17 protein-coding genes are annotated in these 20,478 nt (G+C 69.9%); 6 read left to right on the top strand and 11 right to left on the bottom strand.

Annotated features, from left to right (window positions below; genetic code table 11):
- Window positions 1–300: 300 nt before the first annotated feature.
- The 10 genes from MFF22_RS02495 to MFF22_RS02450 form a co-directional block, all read right to left on the bottom strand.
- A complete protein-coding gene (locus MFF22_RS02495) occupies window positions 301–1,605 on the bottom strand; it encodes an ABC transporter ATP-binding protein (RefSeq protein ID WP_122160854.1) in 1,305 nt (434 codons plus the stop codon).
- The gene (locus tag MFF22_RS02490; RefSeq protein WP_122160853.1) at window positions 1,602–2,468 is read right to left on the bottom strand and encodes a GNAT family N-acetyltransferase; all 867 of its coding nucleotides are present in this window, start codon (window positions 2,466–2,468) and stop codon (window positions 1,602–1,604) included. The genes MFF22_RS02495 and MFF22_RS02490 overlap by 4 nt, the downstream gene beginning before the upstream one ends.
- Window positions 2,469–2,589: 121 nt before the next feature.
- Window positions 2,590–3,300, bottom strand: a complete 711-nt coding sequence (locus tag MFF22_RS02485; protein ID WP_122160852.1) for a transglycosylase SLT domain-containing protein — start codon at window positions 3,298–3,300, stop codon at window positions 2,590–2,592.
- Complete coding sequence (locus MFF22_RS02480; protein WP_122160851.1) at window positions 3,300–4,010, bottom strand: copper-binding protein; 711 nt, start codon at window positions 4,008–4,010, stop codon at window positions 3,300–3,302. The genes MFF22_RS02485 and MFF22_RS02480 overlap by 1 nt, the downstream gene beginning before the upstream one ends.
- 76 nt (window positions 4,011–4,086) lie before the next feature.
- Window positions 4,087–4,377, bottom strand: coding sequence for a copper-binding protein (locus tag MFF22_RS02475; RefSeq protein WP_122160850.1), 291 nt, complete (start codon window positions 4,375–4,377; stop codon window positions 4,087–4,089).
- A gap of 164 nt (window positions 4,378–4,541) precedes the next feature.
- Complete coding sequence (locus MFF22_RS02470; RefSeq protein WP_122160849.1) at window positions 4,542–5,960, bottom strand: multicopper oxidase family protein; 1,419 nt, start codon at window positions 5,958–5,960, stop codon at window positions 4,542–4,544.
- 41 nt (window positions 5,961–6,001) lie between these two features.
- Complete coding sequence (locus MFF22_RS02465; RefSeq protein ID WP_122160848.1) at window positions 6,002–7,540, bottom strand: TolC family protein; 1,539 nt, start codon at window positions 7,538–7,540, stop codon at window positions 6,002–6,004.
- A gap of 47 nt (window positions 7,541–7,587) precedes the next feature.
- Window positions 7,588–7,884 carry a hypothetical protein gene (locus MFF22_RS02460; RefSeq protein WP_122160847.1) on the bottom strand — a complete coding sequence of 99 codons (297 nt, stop codon included), beginning with the start codon at window positions 7,882–7,884 and terminating at the stop codon, window positions 7,588–7,590.
- Between the two features lie 172 nt (window positions 7,885–8,056).
- Complete coding sequence (locus MFF22_RS02455; protein ID WP_238247621.1) at window positions 8,057–8,503, bottom strand: hypothetical protein; 447 nt, start codon at window positions 8,501–8,503, stop codon at window positions 8,057–8,059.
- Window positions 8,504–8,712: 209 nt separating this feature from the next.
- On the bottom strand, window positions 8,713–9,471 hold the full coding sequence (locus MFF22_RS02450) for a DUF2231 domain-containing protein (RefSeq protein ID WP_122160845.1): 759 nt from the start codon (window positions 9,469–9,471) through the stop codon (window positions 8,713–8,715).
- Window positions 9,472–9,995: 524 nt separating this feature from the next.
- Between MFF22_RS02450 and MFF22_RS02445 the strand changes: the two genes are divergently transcribed.
- On the top strand, window positions 9,996–10,550 hold the full coding sequence (locus tag MFF22_RS02445) for a sigma-70 family RNA polymerase sigma factor (protein ID WP_163006228.1): 555 nt from the start codon (window positions 9,996–9,998) through the stop codon (window positions 10,548–10,550).
- The gene (locus MFF22_RS02440; RefSeq protein WP_122160843.1) at window positions 10,547–11,197 is read left to right on the top strand and encodes an NrsF family protein; all 651 of its coding nucleotides are present in this window, start codon (window positions 10,547–10,549) and stop codon (window positions 11,195–11,197) included. Before MFF22_RS02445 ends, MFF22_RS02440 begins: the two co-directional genes overlap by 4 nt.
- A gap of 817 nt (window positions 11,198–12,014) precedes the next feature.
- Here MFF22_RS02440 and MFF22_RS02435 read toward each other — a convergent pair.
- Window positions 12,015–14,498 carry a PAS domain S-box protein gene (locus MFF22_RS02435; RefSeq protein ID WP_238247620.1) on the bottom strand — a complete coding sequence of 828 codons (2,484 nt, stop codon included), beginning with the start codon at window positions 14,496–14,498 and terminating at the stop codon, window positions 12,015–12,017.
- 374 nt (window positions 14,499–14,872) lie between these two features.
- Between MFF22_RS02435 and MFF22_RS02430 the strand changes: the two genes are divergently transcribed.
- The 4 genes from MFF22_RS02430 to MFF22_RS02415 all read left to right on the top strand — a co-directional run bounded on the left by MFF22_RS02430 (window position 14,873) and on the right by MFF22_RS02415 (window position 20,471).
- Window positions 14,873–15,277, top strand: a complete 405-nt coding sequence (locus MFF22_RS02430; protein WP_122160841.1) for a hypothetical protein — start codon at window positions 14,873–14,875, stop codon at window positions 15,275–15,277.
- An 81-nt stretch (window positions 15,278–15,358) separates the two neighbouring features.
- A complete protein-coding gene (locus MFF22_RS02425; protein ID WP_122160840.1) occupies window positions 15,359–15,754 on the top strand; it encodes a FixH family protein in 396 nt (131 codons plus the stop codon).
- Window positions 15,751–17,313 carry an efflux RND transporter periplasmic adaptor subunit gene (locus MFF22_RS02420; RefSeq protein ID WP_122160839.1) on the top strand — a complete coding sequence of 521 codons (1,563 nt, stop codon included), beginning with the start codon at window positions 15,751–15,753 and terminating at the stop codon, window positions 17,311–17,313. The genes MFF22_RS02425 and MFF22_RS02420 overlap by 4 nt, the downstream gene beginning before the upstream one ends.
- Complete coding sequence (locus MFF22_RS02415; protein WP_122160838.1) at window positions 17,310–20,471, top strand: efflux RND transporter permease subunit; 3,162 nt, start codon at window positions 17,310–17,312, stop codon at window positions 20,469–20,471. The genes MFF22_RS02420 and MFF22_RS02415 overlap by 4 nt, the downstream gene beginning before the upstream one ends.
- The last annotated feature ends 7 nt before the right edge of the window (window positions 20,472–20,478 follow it).

Genomic DNA, 20,478 nt, shown 5'->3' with positions numbered 1-20,478 from the left:
GCGCGCCCGGACGAGCCTGGCCGCCGCGACCAACCCGGCCCCGAGACCGCCTCGCTCGGGCGAACGCCGGGGAAACCCGCGGCTCGGCCGCATCGCGGACGGCCGAACGGACCTGGGCGGCCTCCTGCCCCGCAGCGTCGCCAAGGTCGGAAGCACCATCGGCGGAACCGCGAGCGCCGCGGCCGCGCCCCTGTTCGCGAACGGAGGCGGTCGCACCGGAACGTCGTCGGGCGCGAGACCAGGGGAGGCGGAACGGGAACGTCCGCGGTCGGGGAAACGCATGGCGTGAGCGCGCATCGTTTAGGCCGCCTCCCGCGCCGACACCGGCTGCGCGATGCCTGGCTGAACGGCAACCGGGACGTCGACGGCCCGCGTGACCTCGGCAAAGCGCGTCGTCGCGTCCGACCAATCCTGGGCGAAATCGAACAGCTCCCTGAGGGCGGGCGCGATCTCCTTGTAGGCCGCGAGCGCCGCCACAAGGGCGCCGAGGGTCAGGCGGCCTTGCACGACGAGATAGCCGCCGATCAGGAAGAAGAAGAGCGGCGTGAGGTTGGACGTGTAGTTGTACAGGCTCTTGATGCCGCCCTTCATGTCGTTGATGGCGACCCGGATCCGCTCAAGCTCCTCGACGTGCGCCATCCGCCGACGCAACGACGAGGCGTGCGGATCGCGCCTCACCGCGGACGGGGCGAGGCCCGGCGGCCCGGCGACCTCGGGCGTGGTGACGAAGGCGCCGAGCGTGCGCGTGGCGAGGACGCGCTGCCGAACCTTCGCGTTCAGGCGCCTCTGGAGGCGCGGCAGGACCGTGAGCTGCACCGGCAGCATGATCAGCGCGGCAAAGCCGAGGGCGACGTCCTGGAGCAGAAGGAAGGCGACGCTCGTGACCAGCACGCCCCCTTGCACGATGGGGACCGCGACCAAGCTGCCGCCGAAGTAGCCGATGGGCTCGACCTCCTGGACCGCCACGGCGGCGAGCGTCGTGCGACGCTCGGCCGAGCGCTCCGTGCGGGCGCGCCGCAGGACGGCCAGGCGCAGGCGGCGCACGACGCGCTCGTTGACGCGTCCGCGAACCCGGTTCGCCGCGTACTTCAGGAGCCCGTTCAGGGTGAGGACGGCGAGGTAGCCGCCGCAGAGGGCGAACAGCAGTTCCGTGCGGCCGAGGGGAAGGCCGAGGAACGTCATGCCGGGATGCCCGTCGCCCCGCGCATCGGCGAGCGCATGGTTGACGATGTGCTTGGGTATCTCAAGGGTGAGCCAGGCGGCCGGCAGCGTCGCGAGCGACAGGAAGACCAAGCGAACCTGGATGCCCAGGGTGGCACCCAGGACGTATGCCTCCAAGCGCCGGCCCGGCCGGAACCCGAAGCCGCGATGCCGACGGCCGCGGGACGGGGCGGACGGCAGGGCATCGGTGGGTCCTGCAGCACCGGGACCGTCCACCGACCGCCGACGGCGGCGCAGCGCGGCGCGGCCGACGAGCCACGCGGTCCACGCGGGCGCCACGACGAAGACGAGGAAGGCATCGGCGACGATCCACCAGTGGCCGTGCGGGTAGTCGAGGCCCGTGAGCCTGTGGGCAAGGGCGTGGAAGGCTTCGATTGCCGTCACGGGGCAGCTGGGTCCGTATTTCGGGGAGGAGAGGGCGCGCTTCGCGGCCCGGCGTTCGCGATGGTCTCAGCGGCACCCGGCGGCCCGGCCTTTCGTGCGTCCACTTGCGAGGGAATGCCGTCCCCGGCATGGGCGCCGTCGCCCTCGCCCCTCGACGTGGGGCACGCCCTGCGACCCACGGCCCCCGCGTACGCTTCGAAACGGACGGTCCGGAATGTCCCGAAGGCGACCTGGCGCCTCGTGCGGACCGAACAGGGCGTGAGGCCCGCCCGCTCGACCGCCTTGAGGGAGGCGGCGTTGTCGGCGTCGACGAAGGCGACCAAGCGTCGCTTGCCCAGTGATCGGGCGCGTTCGGCGATCAGGTGCACGGCGGCTGCCATGACGCCCAGGCCGCGGAAGCCCATCGGCGTAAAGGCGTTCTCCAGCATGGCCTCGTCGGTCGCCAGAACCGGCAGGGCGCCGGACCGGCGGATCGCGTCGCCGTAACCCGGGTCGGTGAGCCACTGGATGTGGCAGGGTCGGTCCGACTCGACGTCGACGAGCACGTAGCATCGGCTCGGCAGGACGCCGTGTGCGGCGGCGCGCAATCGCCACCTGACGTCGTCGCATTCGCGCTCGGCCGCCTTGTCGCCGCCGACGGGAAAGAGGGCCGGAAGGTCGTCCGGTTGGAACTCGCGCAGCCGGACCGGGATCCTGGCGGCCGGCGGTTCGACGGCGACCGACATGTCCCGCCCAAAACCTATCGAGATCCGCTCGGAGAACAGACCCAGGGCCATGCGCCGGGCCACCCTGGCGCGCAACATCGCCAGTCCATCGCCGAGGGAGCCGTCACCGCGCGCGTGCGGGTAGGGCTTGAACGTCATGCCGAGCCTCGCTCGTTTCGCCGGAGATGCGCCCGGGCGACCACGCGTGGGCGCGCGCGGGTCATCGGCGACCTCCGCCGCACTCGGACCGAAGGCGGGAGCGCCGCCCAGGAGGATCGCATCAGCCGCCCCCCATGATCCGGGCGGTCCGGATCTCGACGGTCCGGACACGCGCGACGTGCGCGGCCCAGAACCGATTCACGAGGAGCGCGACGGCGGTCGACGCCGCGCCTGATCTCGATGCCGATGTCCGCGGGATGCCAGGACCGGCCGTCGCCGCGAGCGGCGACCCCATGGCGGCCAGCCGGGCGCGGGCGCGCCGACAGTAATCGACCGAGCGCGGCGTCAGGCGTTCCTCGCCGTGGCCGGCGCGATACTTGGCGAGGGCACGGCACACGTTCCCGCCCGCGAGGCTCCACGCCCGTGCGAGGTAGGTGACGCCGTAGCGAACGTTCGTGGCCGGATCGAGAAGTTCCGCGGCCGGCCCGCGATGGCCGAGCATCGCAGCCGTGGCCGGCCGCACCTGCATCAGTCCGAGTTCGCCGACCTTTCCGACCGCCCCGGCGTCGTAGCCGCTCTCGACGAACGCGACCGCCTCGGCGAGTGCGGGCGGGACCCCGCGTGCCGCCGCCTCCCGCGCCAGGAGTTCGCCATAGGCGTCTGGACCGCCGCCCGCGGGGTCAGCGGCGGCCAAGCCCGTGGCGACCGATCCCGCGGTGCCCCCCGCCCCCTCCGCCGCGGTCGTCGCGACGGCGACCGCGGCGAGTCCGAGGAGGACGCCCAGGGCGCGAGGCGTCGCGGCCGGGCTCGGGCGAGGCCGGCCGGCTTCCATCACTTGGCCTTCTGGATGCGGGTGACGGCGATCGAACCGTTCACGCGGTCGGCCGAGAACCGCACCCGCTCGCCGGGCTTCAGCCCCTTGAGCATGGCCGGGTCCTGGACCTTGTAGGCCATGGTCATCGCGTCCATCCCGATGTTCGGGATGGTCTCGTGATCGAGGGTCACCTTGCCCGCGGCGTCGTCGACCTTCTTCACGGTCCCGGCGACGAGGGGGGCGTTGGACGGCGTCGCCGGCGGAGCCGACTGCGGGGCCGCCTTCTCCGCGGAAGGCGGCTCGGGCCGAGCCTGGCCCGGGGCTCCTTTCGCTTGACGGTCGAGCGGTCCCTCGCCCGACGGCGTCTGGTTCGGCTGCGGCCGGTACCCGGCCTCGCGGCTGCGGACCTGCCACTGCTTCAGGGCGTCGATCCGCGCCTGCTGCTCGTCCTGGATCTTCTGGGCTGTCTCGCGCAGCTGCCGGTCCCCGCCGTAGTCCAGCTGCGTCTTGGCCAGGAACAGCGTCTCCTCGTAGCTCGCGATGAGCAGCTCGGCGAAGTCCCGGTCCGGATCACCGGTCAGCTTCGTGTCCCGGAAACGGTTCGCCATCGTCTCGCGCGCCCGTTCCAGCGCTGCCGGCGCGCCTTTCGCGGGCTGCGCTCCGGCGCGCTCCGGAACCGGGCCGACGAGGGCCGCGGCGAGCGCGGCGGACAGGATCAGGCGTCGCATGGTCTCTCCATCTCAAGGTTTCGGAGACCTCGCGCGGGACCGGGCGGAAGCCGCGCGAGGGCTCGCCTCCAGGGCGCTACTTCGCCTTCTGGATCTTCGTGACGGTGTAGGCCCCGCCCGTCTCGGCGACGTCGAAATCGACCTTGTCGCCGGCCTTGAGATCCTTGAGCATCGCGGGATCCTTGACCGGGTAGGCCATCGTCATCGCGTCCATGTCGAGCTTCGGGATCGCGGCGTGGTCCAGCGTGACCTTGCCGGCGGCCGGGTCGACCTTCGTCACCGTCCCCTTCACGGACTGCGCCCACGCCGGCGCCGCGACCGCCAGGAAGGCCGCCGACAGGACGGCGAGCGGGATCTTGCGTCTCATGGGTCTCTTCTCCTTCGGTCCAGAACCGCCGCACCGGCCGCGTTGAGGGGTTTGCGGCGACCGGCGCGGCGGACTTCGGACGGGATCGCTCCCGGTCCGAACGGGTTCGCCTGCCGCGCGCGAGGCGCTTCCGGCAGGCCGATTGGCGAGTTGCGGGCGTCCGCCTAGTGCTCGTGGCCGACCGCGTTCGATGCGGTGCGACGGGTGCGCGGGTCCACGACCCGCAGGTCGGTCTGCCGCGCGCGTCGGCCCTTGGGCGTGTCCGGGGCGCGGGTCGGCTCGGGCATCGGCTCGCCGGTCCACTCGTAGGCGAGGGTGCCTTCCGGATGCCTGTACCAACCCGGGTCGCGGTAATCGCCGGCCGCCAGTCCCGGACGGACCTTCAGGACCGTGAACATCCCGCCCATCTCGACGGACCCGAACGGGCCCGTGCCGGTCATCATCGGCAGCGTGTTGTCGGGGAGCGGCATCTCCATCTCGGACATCATGCCGCCGCCGGTGGACCCCATCGGCATGTACCCCGGGGCGATCTTCTGGATCTGCTTGGCCGTGCTCTTCAGGTTCACGCCGATGTAGGTGCGCACGTTGTGGCCCATGGCGTTCATGGTGTGGTGCGACTTGTGGCAGTGGATCGCCCAGTCGCCCGGGTTGTCGGCGTTGAACTCGATGGCCCGCATCTGCCCGACCGCGACGTCGACCGACACCTCCGGCAACTGATAGTTCTCGTTGATCCAGCCGCCGTCCGTGCCGGTGACCTTGAAGTCGACGCCGTGGACGTGGATCGGGTGGTTGGTCATGGTCAGGTTGCCGAACCGCATCCGGACCTTGTCGCCCTGCCGCGCGACCATCGGGTCGATGCCCGGCCAGACCCGGCTGTTGAAACACCACATGTTCATGTTGAGCATCGTGTTGACCTTGGGCACGTAGGACCCGGCCTCGATGTCGTAGGCGTTCAGCAGCCAGACGAAGTCGCGGTCGACCCGCCGCTCGGCCGGATCGCGCGGATGGACGACGAAGAAGCCCATCATGCCCATCGCCATCTGGACCATCTCGTCCGAGTGCGGGTGGTACATGAAGGTGCCGGAGCGCCTCAGGATGAACTCGTAGACGAAGGTCTTGCCCGGCGGGATGCCGGGCTGGGTCAGCCCGGCGACCCCGTCCATGCCGTTGGGCAGCGTCTGGCCGTGCCAGTGCACCGCGGTCGCTTCCGGCAGGCGGTTGGTGACGAAGATGCGGACCTTGTCGCCCTCGACCGCCTCGATGGTCGGTCCGGGCGATTGGCCGTTGTAGCCCCAGAGCCGCGCGTCCATGCCGGGCGCCATCTCCCGCACGACCGGCTCGGCGATGAGGTGGAACTCCTTCCAGTCGCCGCGCATGCGCCAGGGCAGCGTCCAGCCGTTGAGCGTGACCACCGGCTGGTAGTCCGGCCCGCTGGTCGGATAGAGCGGCGGCTGCATGGTCGCCTTGTCCATGATCGGGGCCTCCGGAAGCCCGGCCGCCTGGATGCGTCCGCTGATCATGGACGTGCCGGCCAGCACGAGGCCGCCCGCTCCCAGGATCCCTCTGCGCGAGATGTCGGTCATGATGCCTCTCCGAATGTCATGGACGGGCCGCGGTCCCGACCTCAGCCGCCGGGCGTCGCGACGGCGAGGCTCGTGCCCGGGGTGCCCCCGGCGGCCTCGCCGCCGAAGTTGCCCCCCGAGAACCCGCCGCCGACGGTCGCGGCCTTGAGGTCGGTCGCCGCGATCCAGAAGTCGCGCTGCGCCTCGATCGCCTGGATGTTGCTCAGGATCCTGGCCCTGGCGTCGACGATGAGCGTCGTCACGTCCAGGAGCATGCCGCTGTACTGGAGCAGGGTCTGGTCCTGGATCGTCCGCCGCAGGGGCAGGACGCTCGTCCGGTAGTGCCGGGTGATGTCGTACTGGCCGCGATAGCGCTGGTATGCCTCGCGCACCTCGGAGCGGGCGTTGACCGCGCGCTCCGCCAGGCGGTTGGCGCTGGCGAGGTAACTCTCCCTCGCGCCCCGGACGGCGGTAGCCCCGAAGTCGTAGACCGGGATGACGAGGTCCGCCGTGAACCCGTTCAGGCTGGCCTTGTCGACCTTCGGGGCGCCGCCCTCTGCCCCGCTCCCGAGGGTCCTCGACTGCGAGAATCTGTTCGCGAAGCCCACGTCGAAGACGCTGACGAAGCCGCTCACTTGGTTCAGCCCGAACTGCCCGACGAGCGACTGCAGCTCGAAGCGGGCGGCCTGCACGTCGGCTCGCTTCGTCATCGCCTCGGCCTCGATGGCGCGTCCTTCGACGAGCCTTCCGGGCAGGGGCGGCAGGCCGTTTGGCAGGCGGAATTCGGTGTCCCGACCCCAGAGCCCGAGGAGGCGCGTCAGTCGCTCCCGCTCCGCCCGTTGCTGGACCCGCGCCTTCGCGAGTTGCGCCCCGAGCTCGCTGTAGAAGGCGTGCTCGCGCGCCTGCTCCAGCTTGTTCAGCGCGCCCGTCTCGCCCAGCTGCTTGGCCAGCGTCGACGCGGATTCGGCGCCGGCCAGCGCCTGTTCCAGGAAGGCGGTCGCTTGGTTGGCGGCCACGGTCCGGTAGTATTGGCGCCGGGCCTCGCCGGCCAGCCGCAGGACCTGATCCGCCGCGTTGTACTGGTCAGCCCCGAAGCGCTGTCGCGCGATCTCGGCGCGCGCCGGCAGCGTCACCAACTCCAGCACGCTCGCGGCCACGGAGCGCTCGATCTCCGTGTTGAACCCCAGGCCCCACTGGGTGATGGAGAGCCGCGGGGAAGGCGGCAGCGTGGCCTGCACGTACTGCGCCTCGGAGACGCCGAGGTCGTTGAACGCGGCCTGCAAACCCCGATTTCTGAGGAGCGCGACCTGAACGGCGCCATCCGCCGTCAGGGGATGCCGCAGCAGCGCGTCCACCCGCGTCTCCGCGGTCGGCGCGATGCCCTGATCGTCCGCCTTCACGATGTCCTTGCGCAGTTCCAGCGAAGCATAGCCGCCGGCGACCGACAATCCGGCGTCCGGCGAAAAGCTCGCGCAGCCGCCGAGGGCCAAGCCGAGGCCCATGAGGCTCGTCGCCGTGCGCAGAAGACGCCACCGGACGGGCTCGCCCGGCGCGCGCTCCGTCCTGCCGGCATGTCCCGGCGCCGCCAACGTGCGTCCCATGCCGGTTAATCCGGGATGCGCGTCCGTTTGGTTACAGGGCCGCGCCATCACCGGCCTCCCGAGTCGCGCTTGCCGCCCATCCCCGGCATCCCGTCCATGCCCGGCATGCCGCCCATTCCGCCGGACCCGGTCTTCGGTGCGACCTGTCGGTTGAGCTCCCGCCAATCCTTCGGCTCGACGACGCCGAAATCCTTCACGCCCCGCGTGACCTTCGCGTAGCGGGGCGGCGGTACCGGCACGCCCGGGTCGGAGGGCAGGACGAGCCCGGCGGGCACGGCGGCGGGAATGCAGCCGGCGAGCGGCAGGACCGCCGCGAGCGCGGCCGGTCTCGGCAACTTGAACATGGTGGACTTCCCGAACTGAGGCGGACGGCCGAGGGCAAGGCCCGGCGCGGCGCCGGCCGCGCGGCTGGAGCCGGCGACGGGGTCGCGCCCGACCGAGGCGTCGGGTGTTCGAACGGAATGGTTTGCCGTCCCTTCGGAGCGGCCTCGGGCGGACGCTAGTGCCGCCCGCGCGTCAGGCGCCGAGCCTTGGGGGTCGCTCGATCCGGAGCGGACGCGCGTCGACGTTCCCGTCCTCTTGGACGATCAGGACCCGCTCGAACGGGGCGTAATCCAGAGGCATGCCCAGCCAGGCCGCCGCCGGCAGCGCGGCCTGGCAACCGAGGGTGCAACACGGCGACGGGCAGGCCGGGCGCTTCGAACGGTGCCGGTGCCCCGGGCAGCCGTCATCGCCGGCGGTCGCGGCCGGCGCGTCCTGGGAACCCGCATGAAGCCCGGCGTGCCCGGGAACATCCGGACCGTCGTGGCTCCGCGGCGACTGCGCGTGACGTGCGTGGGGCATCGCCCCCGCGACGTCGGCAAGGGCGCGGTCGGCCGCCGCGGCAGGCCGGCCCATCGTGCACGGCGCGGCCGGCGCGATGGCCAAGGCCAAAGCGAGCACGGCGAGCAGAAATGTGCGCACGATGTTCAATGATCAGGGCCCCGGCCTAATCTTGGGAGACATTGGCACGCCGCGTCGGAAGCGGCAATCCATCGCGACGATCTTACGCCTTCGAAGGACATTCTGTTGGATTTGCGCAACAAGCCAGGTTCGGGACGGCTGTCGCAGGCGCGCCGGCTTGCGACGACCCAGCTGGTGGAGCGCGAACGGGACCGGCGGCGACGCGGCGATCAGTGCGTGTGGTCGTGCGGAGCGGCCGCATCCGGGGCCGGCGCCGTCCCGGCCTTGCCTGCGGCTTCAGGCGTGGCTGGACCGCCCGCGGGCACCTGAACCTGCCCTTGGCCTTGCTCGTGGCCATGCTCTTGGCCGTGGGCGTGGTCGTGCGCGGCGGCATCCGGAGCCGGGCTCATCCCGGACTTGCCCGCGGCGGCATCGGGCGTGGCCGGACCGTTCACAGGCGCATGGTCGTGCTCATGGACATGGTCGCGGCCATGCTCATGAGGAGGGCCGCCGCCTCCGGGGTGGACGTGGTCGCCCGATTTCGGGAGCGCCATGACACCCAGGCCATAGCGGTAGACGTTCTCGCCGCCGAGCCAGCCCGTCACCGCGAGCGTCCCGGAGCCCCCGGCGAGGAGCGCCAGCAAAACGATGCCCGCGCCGGCGCCTTTCCGGCGCTCGGACCACGCTACGCCTCCGGCGACGAGGAAGATCAAGGCGGTGGCGACGGCCCAGCGGAGGTGGACTGTCATGTTCTCGTGCGAGGCCGCGTCGTGCGCGACGGTGTTGTAGGCCGACCAGCCCGTGGCGAGGGTCGCGACCGTGACCGCGATGCCGATCGCGAGGTTCCAGCGGGCGGCCGTCGTGAGCGCGTCTCCGAGCGGCGCTGTCCTGAACAGGGTCCCTGCGGCGAACAGCACGCTGGCCGTGATGAGGAGGGCGACCGTGAAATGGACCGCGACCGGATGCCAGTTCGGGATCACCTCGATCATGACCGTACTCCCAGGAAAGCGTGGATGGCGGGACGCCGGTCGCCGCCCGGACCGGTTCGAATGCGGGATGGGTGTCGAGCGGGACGTCGCGCTTAGGCGAGCCCGCCGCCGTCGCCGGATCTCGGGAGCGGCACCCTCTCGGATGCGGCCTCGGATGACCGATCCTCGCATACGTGTGCACCCCGGGAGGGAGGCTCGGGAGCCCCTGGCCCGTCCCTCTCGTCGTACCCGGCGCGGGTCTAAGAACGGCGCCAAGGCTTGGCAATATTTCGCCGCACATGCCTGTCGGTGGGGGCATGCCCAGGGCGCTGTAACCTTTCGGACCTCGCTTGCGGACTACCCTTCGAGCGGTGGCGGCGGTCTCATGTCGCCTTCGGGCGACCAGCCGCGCGACGCGGACCGCCGGACGACATGCGCGCCCACCCGGCGTGGCGCGGCGGTCGCGAAGGGCACTGCGGGTGGCGGACGATGCGACGTACTTCGAGCTTTGGCCCGGCATCCATGAACCGGCTCGTACAGCCCTGGTGACACAGGCGGAGGAAGAGCTGCGTGGGCTGCTCATCGCCAGCCTCGGGGGAAGCGCGGTCGACTACCGGCGCTTCCTCGTGCGCCTGGGTGCGCATCTGCGTGCGTACTACAAGGGCAAGCTGGTCCGCTCCGGGCAGAGCGATACCGAGGCGGAGGATCTCGTCCAGGAGACCCTGATGGTGATCCACACGCGCAGGCATACCTATGACGTCGCGCAGCCGGTGACGCCGTGGATCCATGCGATAGCCCGTTACAAGCTCATCGACCATCTCCGGCGCACGCGCTCGTCCACGACGGACGTGCCGGTCGAGGATGCGGGCGTGCTGGTGGCCCACGACGACCACGTCGCGGTGGAGAGCTCGCTCGACGTCGAGCGCCTCCTGGCGCACCTGCCGGCCAAGATGAGGAACGCGATCCGGTCGACGAAGGTCGAGGGACTGAGCACCGCCGAGGCGGCCGAACGCTCCGGCATGACCGAGACCGCGGTCAAGGTGAGCGTACATCGCGGCCTGAAGGCCCTGACGAACCTGGTGGCGGGCAAGGCGAGATGAAGACCGACGAACTCATCGGCCTCTTGGGGAGCAGCTTCGAGCGCGAGCCGGTTCGGACCCCTTGGATGACCCGCCGGCTCGGGCTCGCGGTGGCCGTCGGCGCCGCGGCCGCGCTTTGCCTGGCACTCGTGGTCCTTGGCGTGCGCCCCGGCCTGATGGAGGCCAGGCCGCTGCTGTTCCTCGCGTTCAAGTTCGCGTTCGCGGCCGCGGTCGGTGGCCTCGCGCTCCGGTATCTGGTCAGGGTGGCCAGGCCGGGCGGCGAGAGCCGCGTCCACCTTGGGGTCGCTGCCCTGCCGTTCGTCGCGGTCGGGGCGCTCGCGGGGGCGAGCCTGTCGATGACCCCGCGCGAGCATTGGCACGGCTTGATCTCGGGCCACACCTGGCTCGAATGCCTCGTCTCGATCCCCTTGATCGCCGTCGTGCCGTTCGCCGTCGTCACGTGGGCGGTCCGGCGGTTCGGGGCGCCGACGGACCTCGTGCGGGCGGGGGCCCTGGTCGGCCTCGCCTCGGGCGCGGTCAGCGCGCTCGGCTACTCCTTGCACTGCATGGATGACACCGTGCCGTTCGTCGCCGTCTGGTACGGGGGCACCCTCGCGCTGTGCACGCTGGCGGGCGCGCTACTGGGTCCGCGCCTGCTGCGATGGTAGCGAACCGACCCGGAGCCTCTTCCTAACCCCTCGCCAGTCGACGATGGAGACGAGCCACCGCGCTAGTGGCCGCGGCACATCAAAAATTCTCGTAGCTCCGTAACCATGGGCTCGGGACGCACGGATCTAAGGAGACGAGCAGCAGGCTCCCGAACAAAAATCGAGTTCGCCATGAGAACCAAGATCGTTCCTGTCTTCACTGGCCTCGCGATGCTTGCCGCCTTACCAGGTCACGCGCTCGCGGGATGGATGGACAACGTCCCGTCCCGCTTCATACCCCAGACGCATCGGACGCCACCCCATCCGGTTGAAGCGACGGACGTCGGCTCGACGACCGGGTCGCTCACCGAGATGACTCGCCGTCCTTCCAACCGCAAGCCGGTTCGGCCCGCACGCGACTACTGAGACTATGGGCGCCCTAACAGGTTGTTGAAAAAGTCCAGAGAGGTAGAAGTTGGGCCTCCATCTTGTACAGCCATATGGACACTCAACCTACCAGCAGTAAGTCGCCTCTATCTTCTGAGGCGCTTTTCGATTGTTTTAACAATCTGTTAGTGGCGGAGATCTCAGCGCACTACCTGCCCTCGGAGTTTGCATAGGGTGCAGGCGTTGTGAAAATGGGAAATAATGCATGACTTGCAGAACAATATTCTGCAAGTCATGCCCCAACCATTGATAGAGATCAATCTTCACGTAGTTTAGGCCTCTATTTCGGGTCTGGACGGGTTTTTATCGGGAAAATATCCAAAGCGGTTCTGCATTTTAACCCACTCGGCAACGATCAGATCCTAGGCTCTGTCCCGGAGCAAACCCAAGGCTATGAGCGCTTATTGCCTTTGCCGCCCTCGATCATCGAACGTATCCGCGCTGCCATGGTCTCAATCGCGAACGGTTTCGTCAGCACCGCCATGCCCGGCGCAAGGTGTCCATTGCCGAGGATGGCGTTCTCGGCATAGCCGGTGATGAACAGCACATTCAGGTCGGGTCGGGCGACGCGTGCGGCGTCCGCCATCTGCCGCCCGTTCATACCGCCGGGCAGGCCGACGTCCGTGACCAGTAGGTCGATGCGCACGTCGGACTGCAGCACCTTGAGACCCGCCGCGCTGTCGCCGGCCTCGATGGCCGTGTAGCCGAGGTCCTCCAGGATGTCGCTGACGAGCATGCGCACGGTGGGCTCGTCATCGACGATCAGCACGGTCTCGCCCTGCTCGGAACGCGGCAGGTCGGTGACGGGGTTCATCCCCTCGTCCTCGGCGACCTCGCCATAATGGCGCGGCAGGTAGATGCACACGGTGGTCCCTTGTCCGACTTCCGAGTAGACGCGCACCTGTCCGCCGGATTGCTGAGCGAACCCGTAGATCATCGACAGGCCTAGCCCCGTGCCCTCGCCGATCGGCTTGGTCGTGAAGAACGGCTCGAACACCCGCGCCACGATCTCCGGGGGCATGCCGGTGCCGGTGTCCGTCACGCAGATCGACAGGTATTGCCCTTCCGGCATGTCGTGCTGCCGGGCGGCCCGCTCGTCCATCCACTTGTTGGCCGTCTCGATGATGATGCTGCCCCCGTCCGGCATCGCGTCGCGAGCGTTGATGCAGAGGTTGAGCAGGGCGTTCTCAAGCTGCGGCGGATCCACCAGCGCCGGCCACGCACCCGTCGTACCGACCACTTCGACGGCAATCGCCGGTCCGACGGTGCGCTGGATCAGCTCCTGCATGCCGGAGACGAGCCGGTTCACGTCGGTGGGCCTGGGATCGAGCGTTTGGCGACGCGAGAACGCAAGGAGACGGTGGGTCAGCGCGGCGGCGCGCTTGGCCGCGCCCTGGGCCGCCGTCATGTAGCGGTCCACGTCCGTGAGCCGGCCCTGCTGCATGCGCGTCTGCATCAGCTCCAAGGAGCCGGAGATGCCCGCCAGCAGGTTGTTGAAGTCGTGGGCCAAGCCCCCGGTCAGCTGGCCGACGGCCTCCATCTTCTGGGATTGCCGGAGCGCCTCCTCCGCCAGCCTCAGGGCTTCTGCCTGGTCCTTCTCGGCGGTGATGTGTCGCCCGCTCGCGTAGATCAGCTCGCCTTCCGGCGCGGCGACCCAGGAGATCCAGCGGAAGCCCCCTTCCTTGTGGCGGTAGCGGTTCTCAACGGTGGGAAGGCTATGGACGCGGGCATGCTGCAACGCCTGGTTGGTCAGCCCCTCGTCGGCCGGAACGATGAATTCAAAGACCGTCCTGCCCAGGACATCCTCAGCCGTCCATCCAAGGATAACCGTGAAGGCTGGGTTCACAGCTTGAAAAACGCCCCGGCCGTCGATGACGACCTGAATGTCTTGGGTGTTACGCCAGAGCCGATCACGCTCCTGGGTGCGTTCGTGAACCTGCTGTTCGAGAGTTTCGTTGAGCTTGAGCAGTTCCTGCTCAGCATGCTTGCGACCGGTCACATCGTTGAAGAAGATCGCGATCTGGCGGTCTGCGGGATCACCGACCCGGATGGCCCGCACGTCAAACCACCGGCCGAACGCCGCGGCGTAATTCTCGAAGTTGGCCGGCTCGCCGGTCAGGGCGACGTGCCCATAGGTTTCGAACCAAAACCGTTCCAGGTCCGGTGCGAATTCCGTCACCCATTTGCCGCGCAGATTGACCCCGGCCTGACGCTCGAAGGCGGGGTTGGCTTCCAGGAAGCGATAATCCAGCGGGCGGTCGTCGGTATCGAACCGCACTTCGACGATGGCAAATCCGGTGTCGATCGTGTTCACGATCGTTTTGAGACGTTCCTGGCTGGCGTGCAGGCGTTCCGTGCTGTCGGCCTGTTTGGCCGCCAGCACCGCGTTCTCGCCCTGCAGGCGGGCTACCTGCGCGAAGTCTGAGGTGACGTCGTACTGGCTGGCGAAGAAGTAGGCGACCTCGCCCTTGGCGTCCTTGACCGGGGCTAGCAGCAACTGGTTCCAGAACGGCGTGCCGTCCTTGCGGTAGTTGTAGATCGCGATCTCGATCCTTTCGCGTGCCGCCACGGCGTTGCGGATGCGGGTCACGTCATCCGGATCGGTTTTCGGACCCTGCAGGAAGCGGCAGTTATGGCCGACGATGTCCGTGCGGTCGTACCCGGTCAGGCGGCAGAAGGCGTCGTTGACGAAGATGATCGGGTTGTCGTGCTGGCGCGGGTCGGTGATGATCATCGGCATGCGCGTCGCCCGCACGGCCGCCGCGAACGGGTCGGTGAGATCCTTGCCGCCAGCGATCTCAGCGAAGATGCGGCTCGTGTCACGACGGACCGTTTCGGTGGTCGCCGGCGTCGAGGTCGGGCGGTCTTTGTCCATGATACGGCCGGCTGTACCAGACATAGCGTTGGCCTCAATAGCTGCGCTTGGAGACGCTCTTGGAGCGGCCTGGAGGGTTGTTAGATCACCACAGGCAGAGGGAATGTGAGAGGCCACCGCCGCCACGCGGCTGACAGGGGGCCTCCTCAGGGTTTGCAAAGGGTCGGAAGGAGGCCCTCGCTGCGGGTACCGAACGTCGGATTTAGGCCACTTGCTGTCGGGGGGATATCGCTCGCTGGCAAGGCGGGACGGGCTTGGCGTCGGGAATGGGCGCGCGAGATCTGGGCGGCCCAGTCCATGCCGCGACCATTCCGCATGGTGGACGGACCGCCGTCGACCTTCCGCCCGGACCGAAAAGCTGGCATCGTGGATCCGTGAACTTCTGGCTCGCCCTGAGGCGGCTGCTCCCGCTGCTCGCGGTTCTCAGCCTCGCCCTGACGCCGGTGGCCGCCCCCGCGGCCGTCGCGGGCATGCGCGCGTCCGTGATGGCGCAGGCAGGCGTCGGGCACGAGGCGATGCCGGCCGTGGACCCCGCCGACATGGCGGCCATCGACATGGCCGAAATGCCTTGCTGTCCGCCCAAGAAGACGGCGAAGCCCGATTGCGCGAAGGCGGGTTGCCCGTTGCTGGCGCTCTGCCTCGCGGGCATCGCTTCGCTCCCGCCGGCCGCGATGTCCGTCCCGGCGCCGGTCGCGACGCGGACGAGCCGGTCGTGGCCCGATGCGGCGTCCTTCGCCAGCGTGCACGGACCGCCGTTACCCGAGCCTCCCCGAGCCTGAGCCCGATGCCGCCGGCGTGAGCGCCGGCACGATGCCGCGCGTCCGTGCGCGGCCGTCCATCGCGTTCAGGAGACCACACCCGTGACCAAGGATCCCTTCGCGCGCGCCCTCGCGGTCGCGCTGCTCGCTGTCGCCCTACCGGCCCCGACGCTCGCCGGCATCAGGGACTACCAGTTCCAACTCGTCCAGCCGGAGGCGAAGGTCGGGGACGCCGTCCTCGCCGTCCGGCTCGTCGACCGGCGCACGGGCAAGCCGGTGACCGACGCGGTGATCTTCGCCAAGCGCCTCGACATGGCGCCGGACGCCATGGAGGAGATGGCCACCAAGGTCGAGCAGGTCCCGTCGACCGAACCCGGCATCTACCGCTTCAAGGCGCATCTCGGGATGCAGGGCCGCTGGCGCCTGTCGCTGGCCGCCAAGGTCCAGGGCGAGACCGGAACGGTCGAGGACGACCTGATCGTCCAGGCCGCGAAATGAGCCGGTCCGCGTGGATTGCCGGGGCCCTCGCCGCGCTCGCGGCCGGGGCCGCCGGGTACGGGGTCGGGCATGACGGCCCCGCACTGTCGGCGCTCGCCGGCCGGGTGGCCTCGGGCCTGCCGCCCGCGCTCGCCGAACGGGGTCGCGACGGGCTCGCGCGCCTTCTGCCCACCACCGCGGGTCCGGCGAGGGCCGTCCCGTCGGGGCCGGTCGTCTATTACCAGGACCCGGACGGGAAGCCGGCCTACTCGCTCGCGCCGATGGTCACCGCGGACGGACGTCAGTTCCGGGCAGTCCGCGCCAGCGAGGACGTCCGCTTCGATGGCGAAGCGGTCGAGATCAAGCCCGGCGACGCGCCGGGCCACGGGATGTCGGCCCCCGACATGGCCGCCCGCGGGAGGGCGGAGGGCAGCCAATCGGACGGGTCGGCCAAGCCCGGCTCCGGCGACCGGCGCGTTCTGTACTACCGCAATCCGATGGGCCTGCCGGACACCTCGGCGACCCCGAAGAAGGATTCGATGGGGATGGACTACATCCCCGTCTACGCGGGCGAGGACGAGGGCGGCAACGTCGTGACCGTCTCCCCCGGCAAGGTCCAGCGCACCGGCGTCCGGACCGAGACCGTGGAGCGGCGGGTGGTGGCCCAGCCGGTGCGCGTGCCCGGTACCGTCGCCCTCGACGAGCGGCGCGTGACGGTCATCGCGACCCGGTCGGACGCGTATGTCGACCATGTCGAGGACGTCACCACCGGCGACCGCGTCCGCAAGGGCCAGCCGCTGGTCCACATCTACTCCCCCGACATCAACGCCGCCGCCGCGCAACTCATCGCCAACCCCGGCTTCGACGGAGCTCGGCGACGCCTGCAGAACCTCAACGTCTCCGAGGCCGTCATCGACGAGATGGAGCGCACCCGGAAGGTGCCGATGGCCATCACCTGGTCGTCGGCCCGGGACGGCGTGGTGCTGCAGCGCTCGGCCGTCGAGGGCATGAAGGCCGCGGCCGGCGACACCCTGTTCCGGATCGGCGACATCTCGGTCATGTGGGTGCTGGCCGACGTGCCCGAACGCGACCTGGCCGGGGTCCGCGTCGGACAGGCCGTGACCGTGCGCCTGCGTTCGGCACCGGGCCGGACCTTCTCGGGCAAGGTCGGGGTGATCTATCCGCAGGTGAACCCGGACACCCGGGCCACGCGGGTGCGCATCGAGCTGCCGAACCCGGACGGCACGCTCCTGCCGGACATGTACGCCGAGGTCGAGATCGCAACGGGGGCGGGCAAGCCCGTCGTGGCGGTGCCCGACGACGCGGTCATCGACACAGGCGCACGGCAGTTGGTGCTGCTCGACAGGGGCGGCGGGCGCTTCGAGCCCCGCGCGGTCAGGGTCGGGGTTCGCGGCACGGGCTACGTCGAGATCCGCGACGGCGTCGCCGCCGGCGACCGGGTGGTCACGTCAGCGAACTTCCTGATCGACGCCGAGAGCAACCTGAAGGCGGCGCTGCAATCCATGGCGGCCCCGAAGGCGGATGACCGGCAGGCCGCGAATGTGGAGGGCAAGCCATGATCGCGCGCCTGATCGGCTGGTCGGCCCGCAACCTCGTCCTGGTGCTGGTCGGCACGGCGTTCGCCGTGGCGGCGGGTGTCATCGCGCTGCGCACCCTGCCCCTCGACGCCATCCCGGACCTCTCGGACGTGCAGGCCATCGTCTACACCGAGTATCCGGGCCAGGCGCCGCAGGTCGTGGAGGATCAGGTCACCTACCCGCTGACCACCGCCATGCTGACGGTGCCGAAGGCGAAGGTGGTGCGCGGCTTCTCGTTCTTCGGGGTGTCCTTCGTCTACGTGATCTTCGAGGACGGCACCGACCCGTACTGGGGCCGCTCCCGGGTGCTGGAATACCTCAACGGCGCGGCGAGCCGGCTTCCCGCGGGGGTGACGCCGACGTTGGGCCCCGACGCGACCGGCGTGGGCTGGGTCTACCAGTACGTGGTGGTGGCGCGTGAGCGGACGCTCGCCGAGCTCCGGTCACTGCAGGATTGGGTGATCCGCTTCGGGGCCTCGCGCGCCGAGGGGGTGGCCGAGGTCGCGGGCGTCGGCGGGTTCGTCAAGCAGTACAACGTCGTCGTCGACCCGAACCGGCTGCGCGCCCAAGGCATCAGCCTCAACAAGCTGCGGGACGCCATCCGGGCGAGCAACGCGGATGTCGGCGGCCGCACGGTCGAGCTCTCCGAGTTCGAGTTCATGGTGCGCGGGCGCGGCTACCTAAGAAGCGTCGCCGACATCGAGAACATCGTTCTGAAGACCTCGGGCGGCACGCCGCTGCGGGTTAGGGACGTCGCCCGGGTCGAGCTCGGACCGGACGAGCGCCGCGGCATCACCGAGATGAACGGCGAGGGCGAGGTCGCGGGCGGCATCGTGTTGCAGCGGTTCGGCGCCAACGCCCTCACCGTCATCGAGAACGCGAAGGCGAAACTCGCCGAGGTCGCCAAGAGCCTGCCCGCCGGCACCGAGATCCTGCCGGTCTACGACCGCTCGCAACTCATCGACGCGGCCATCGAGACGCTGCGGGGCACGCTCGTCGAGGAGAGCGTCGTCGTCTCCCTCGTCTGTATCGTCTTCCTGCTGCACGTCCGCAGCGCGCTCGTCGCCATCCTGATGCTGCCTGTCGGCATCCTGATGGCGTTCGCCGGGATGAAAGCGCTCGGAATCGGGGCCAACATCATGTCGCTCGGCGGCATCGCCATCGCGGTGGGCGCCATGATCGACGCCGCCATCGTGATGATCGAGAATGCGCACAAGCACCTGGAGCGGGCGGCGCCGGGCAGGCCGCGGGTCGAGATCCTGGTCGCGGCGGCGGCGGAGGTGGGCCCGTCGCTGTTCTTCTCGCTCCTCATCATCACCGTGAGCTTCCTGCCGATCTTCACCCTGGAGGGCGAGGAAGGGCGGCTGTTCGGGCCCCTGGCCCTCACCAAGACCTTCGCCATGGCGGCGGCGGCGCTCCTGTCGGTGACCCTGGTGCCGGCGCTCATGGTGCTGTTCGTGCGGGGACGGATCGTCCCGGAGCATCGCAATCCGGTGAACCGGCTCCTGATCTGGCTCTACCGGCCCGTCATCGCGGGGGTGCTGCGGGCGCGGCTGCCCACGATCCTGCTCGCCCTCGGCGTTCTGGCGGCGACGGTGTGGCCGGCGCGCCAGCTCGGATCGGAGTTCATGCCGGAGCTCGACGAGGGGACGCTGATGTACATGCCGACGACGCTCCCGGGCATCTCGGTGACCAAGGCCGGCGAGCTTCTCGCGACCCAGGACCGCATCATCAAGTCGTTTCCCGAGGTCGCCTCGGTCTACGGCAAGGCGGGGCGCGCCAACACCGCGACCGACCCCGCGCCGATGGAGATGTTCGAGACCATCATCAGCCTCAAGCCGAAGGCGGAGTGGCGCCCGGGCGTGACGCTCGCGAGCCTGAAGGCCGAGATGGACGGGGCGCTGCAGTTCCCCGGCGTCTCGAACGCCTGGACGCAGCCGATCCGCGCCCGCATCGACATGCTGTCGACGGGCATCCGCACCCCGGTCGGCATCAAGGTGCTCGGGACCGACCTCGGCGCCATGGAGAAGGTCGCCCGACACGTCGAGGCGGTGGTGCGTAAGGTCCCGGGCACGTCGAGCGCCTACGCCGAGCGGGTCGTCGGCGGCTACTTCCTCGACATCGCGCCCGACCGCGAGGCGCTTGGCCGCTACGGCCTGACGGTCGGCGACGTGCAGGACGTCATCGCCACGGCGCTCGGGGGGCAGAGCGTCACCAACACGGTCGAGGGCCGCGAGCGCTACACCGTCAACGTGCGCTACCCGCGCGCCTTCCGCTCGGATCCCAAGACCATCGCGGGCGAGGTGCAGGTGCCGCTGCCCGCCGGCGGGACGGTGCCGCTCGGCGAGGTCGCGAAGGTCGAGCTCACCCGCGGACCCACCTCGATCCGGACCGAGAACGGCCAGCTCGCGGTCTACATCTTCGTCGATCTCACCGGGCGCGACCTCGGCGGCTACGTGGCCGATGCGCGTGCCGCGGTCGACGGCGAGGTCGCGCTGCCCCCGGGCACGACGCTGCAGTGGAGCGGGCAGTACGAGTACCTGGAACGGGCCGAGGCGCGCCTGAGGATCGTGGTGCCGCTGACGCTGCTGGTCGTGTTCCTGCTGCTCTACCTCAATTTCCGCCGCCTGACCGAGACGCTCATCGTCATGCTCTCGCTGCCGTTCGCGCTCGTCGGCGGCGTCTGGCTGATGTGGTGGATGGGCTTCAACATGTCGGTGGCGGTGGCGGTCGGCTTCATCGCGCTCGCCGGCGTCGCGGCCGAGACCGGCGTGATCATGCTGGTCTACCTCGACCACGCCCTCGACGAGGTCCGGGCCGGGTGCGTGCGCGAGGGACGCCCGCTCACGAGCGAGGACCTGCGCCGGGCCATCATGGTCGGCGCCGTCGAGCGGGTGCGGCCCAAGATGATGACGGTGGTCGCCATCATGGCGGGTCTCCTGCCCATCCTCTGGAGCACCGGCTCGGGCTCCGAGGTCATGCAGCGCATCGCGGTCCCCATGATCGGCGGGATGGTCTCCTCGACCGTGCTGACCCTCGTCGTGATTCCGGCCGTCTACGCCCTGGTGAAAGGGCGCGGGCTGCCCCAGGCCGCCGCGGAGGCCGGGGAGGATGCCCGGGTGCCTCTGGCGGCTGAATGAGGAACGA

This window comes from Methylobacterium persicinum, assembly GCF_022179525.1.
GTDB classification, from domain to species: domain Bacteria; phylum Pseudomonadota; class Alphaproteobacteria; order Rhizobiales; family Beijerinckiaceae; genus Methylobacterium; species Methylobacterium persicinum.
This window is presented reverse-complemented; position numbering and strand designations above follow the sequence as displayed.

What these genes read in the sequence shown, in the direction of transcription:
- MFF22_RS02490 (WP_122160853.1), bottom strand. Translation starts at nt 2,468, where the DNA reads ATGACGTTCAAGCCCTACCCGCACGCGCGCGGTGACGGCTCCCTCGGC.
- MFF22_RS02485 (WP_122160852.1), bottom strand. Translation starts at nt 3,300, where the DNA reads ATGGAAGCCGGCCGGCCTCGCCCGAGCCCGGCCGCGACGCCTCGCGCC.
- MFF22_RS02480 (WP_122160851.1), bottom strand. Translation starts at nt 4,010, where the DNA reads ATGCGACGCCTGATCCTGTCCGCCGCGCTCGCCGCGGCCCTCGTCGGC.
- MFF22_RS02475 (WP_122160850.1), bottom strand. Translation starts at nt 4,377, where the DNA reads ATGAGACGCAAGATCCCGCTCGCCGTCCTGTCGGCGGCCTTCCTGGCG.
- MFF22_RS02470 (WP_122160849.1), bottom strand. Translation starts at nt 5,960, where the DNA reads ATGACCGACATCTCGCGCAGAGGGATCCTGGGAGCGGGCGGCCTCGTG.
- MFF22_RS02465 (WP_122160848.1), bottom strand. Translation starts at nt 7,540, where the DNA reads ATGGGACGCACGTTGGCGGCGCCGGGACATGCCGGCAGGACGGAGCGC.
- MFF22_RS02460 (WP_122160847.1), bottom strand. Translation starts at nt 7,884, where the DNA reads ATGTTCAAGTTGCCGAGACCGGCCGCGCTCGCGGCGGTCCTGCCGCTC.
- MFF22_RS02450 (WP_122160845.1), bottom strand. Translation starts at nt 9,471, where the DNA reads ATGATCGAGGTGATCCCGAACTGGCATCCGGTCGCGGTCCATTTCACG.
- MFF22_RS02440 (WP_122160843.1), top strand. Translation starts at nt 10,547, where the DNA reads ATGAAGACCGACGAACTCATCGGCCTCTTGGGGAGCAGCTTCGAGCGC.
- MFF22_RS02435 (WP_238247620.1), bottom strand. Translation starts at nt 14,498, where the DNA reads ATGGACAAAGACCGCCCGACCTCGACGCCGGCGACCACCGAAACGGTC.
- MFF22_RS02420 (WP_122160839.1), top strand. Translation starts at nt 15,751, where the DNA reads ATGAGCCGGTCCGCGTGGATTGCCGGGGCCCTCGCCGCGCTCGCGGCC.
- MFF22_RS02415 (WP_122160838.1), top strand. Translation starts at nt 17,310, where the DNA reads ATGATCGCGCGCCTGATCGGCTGGTCGGCCCGCAACCTCGTCCTGGTG.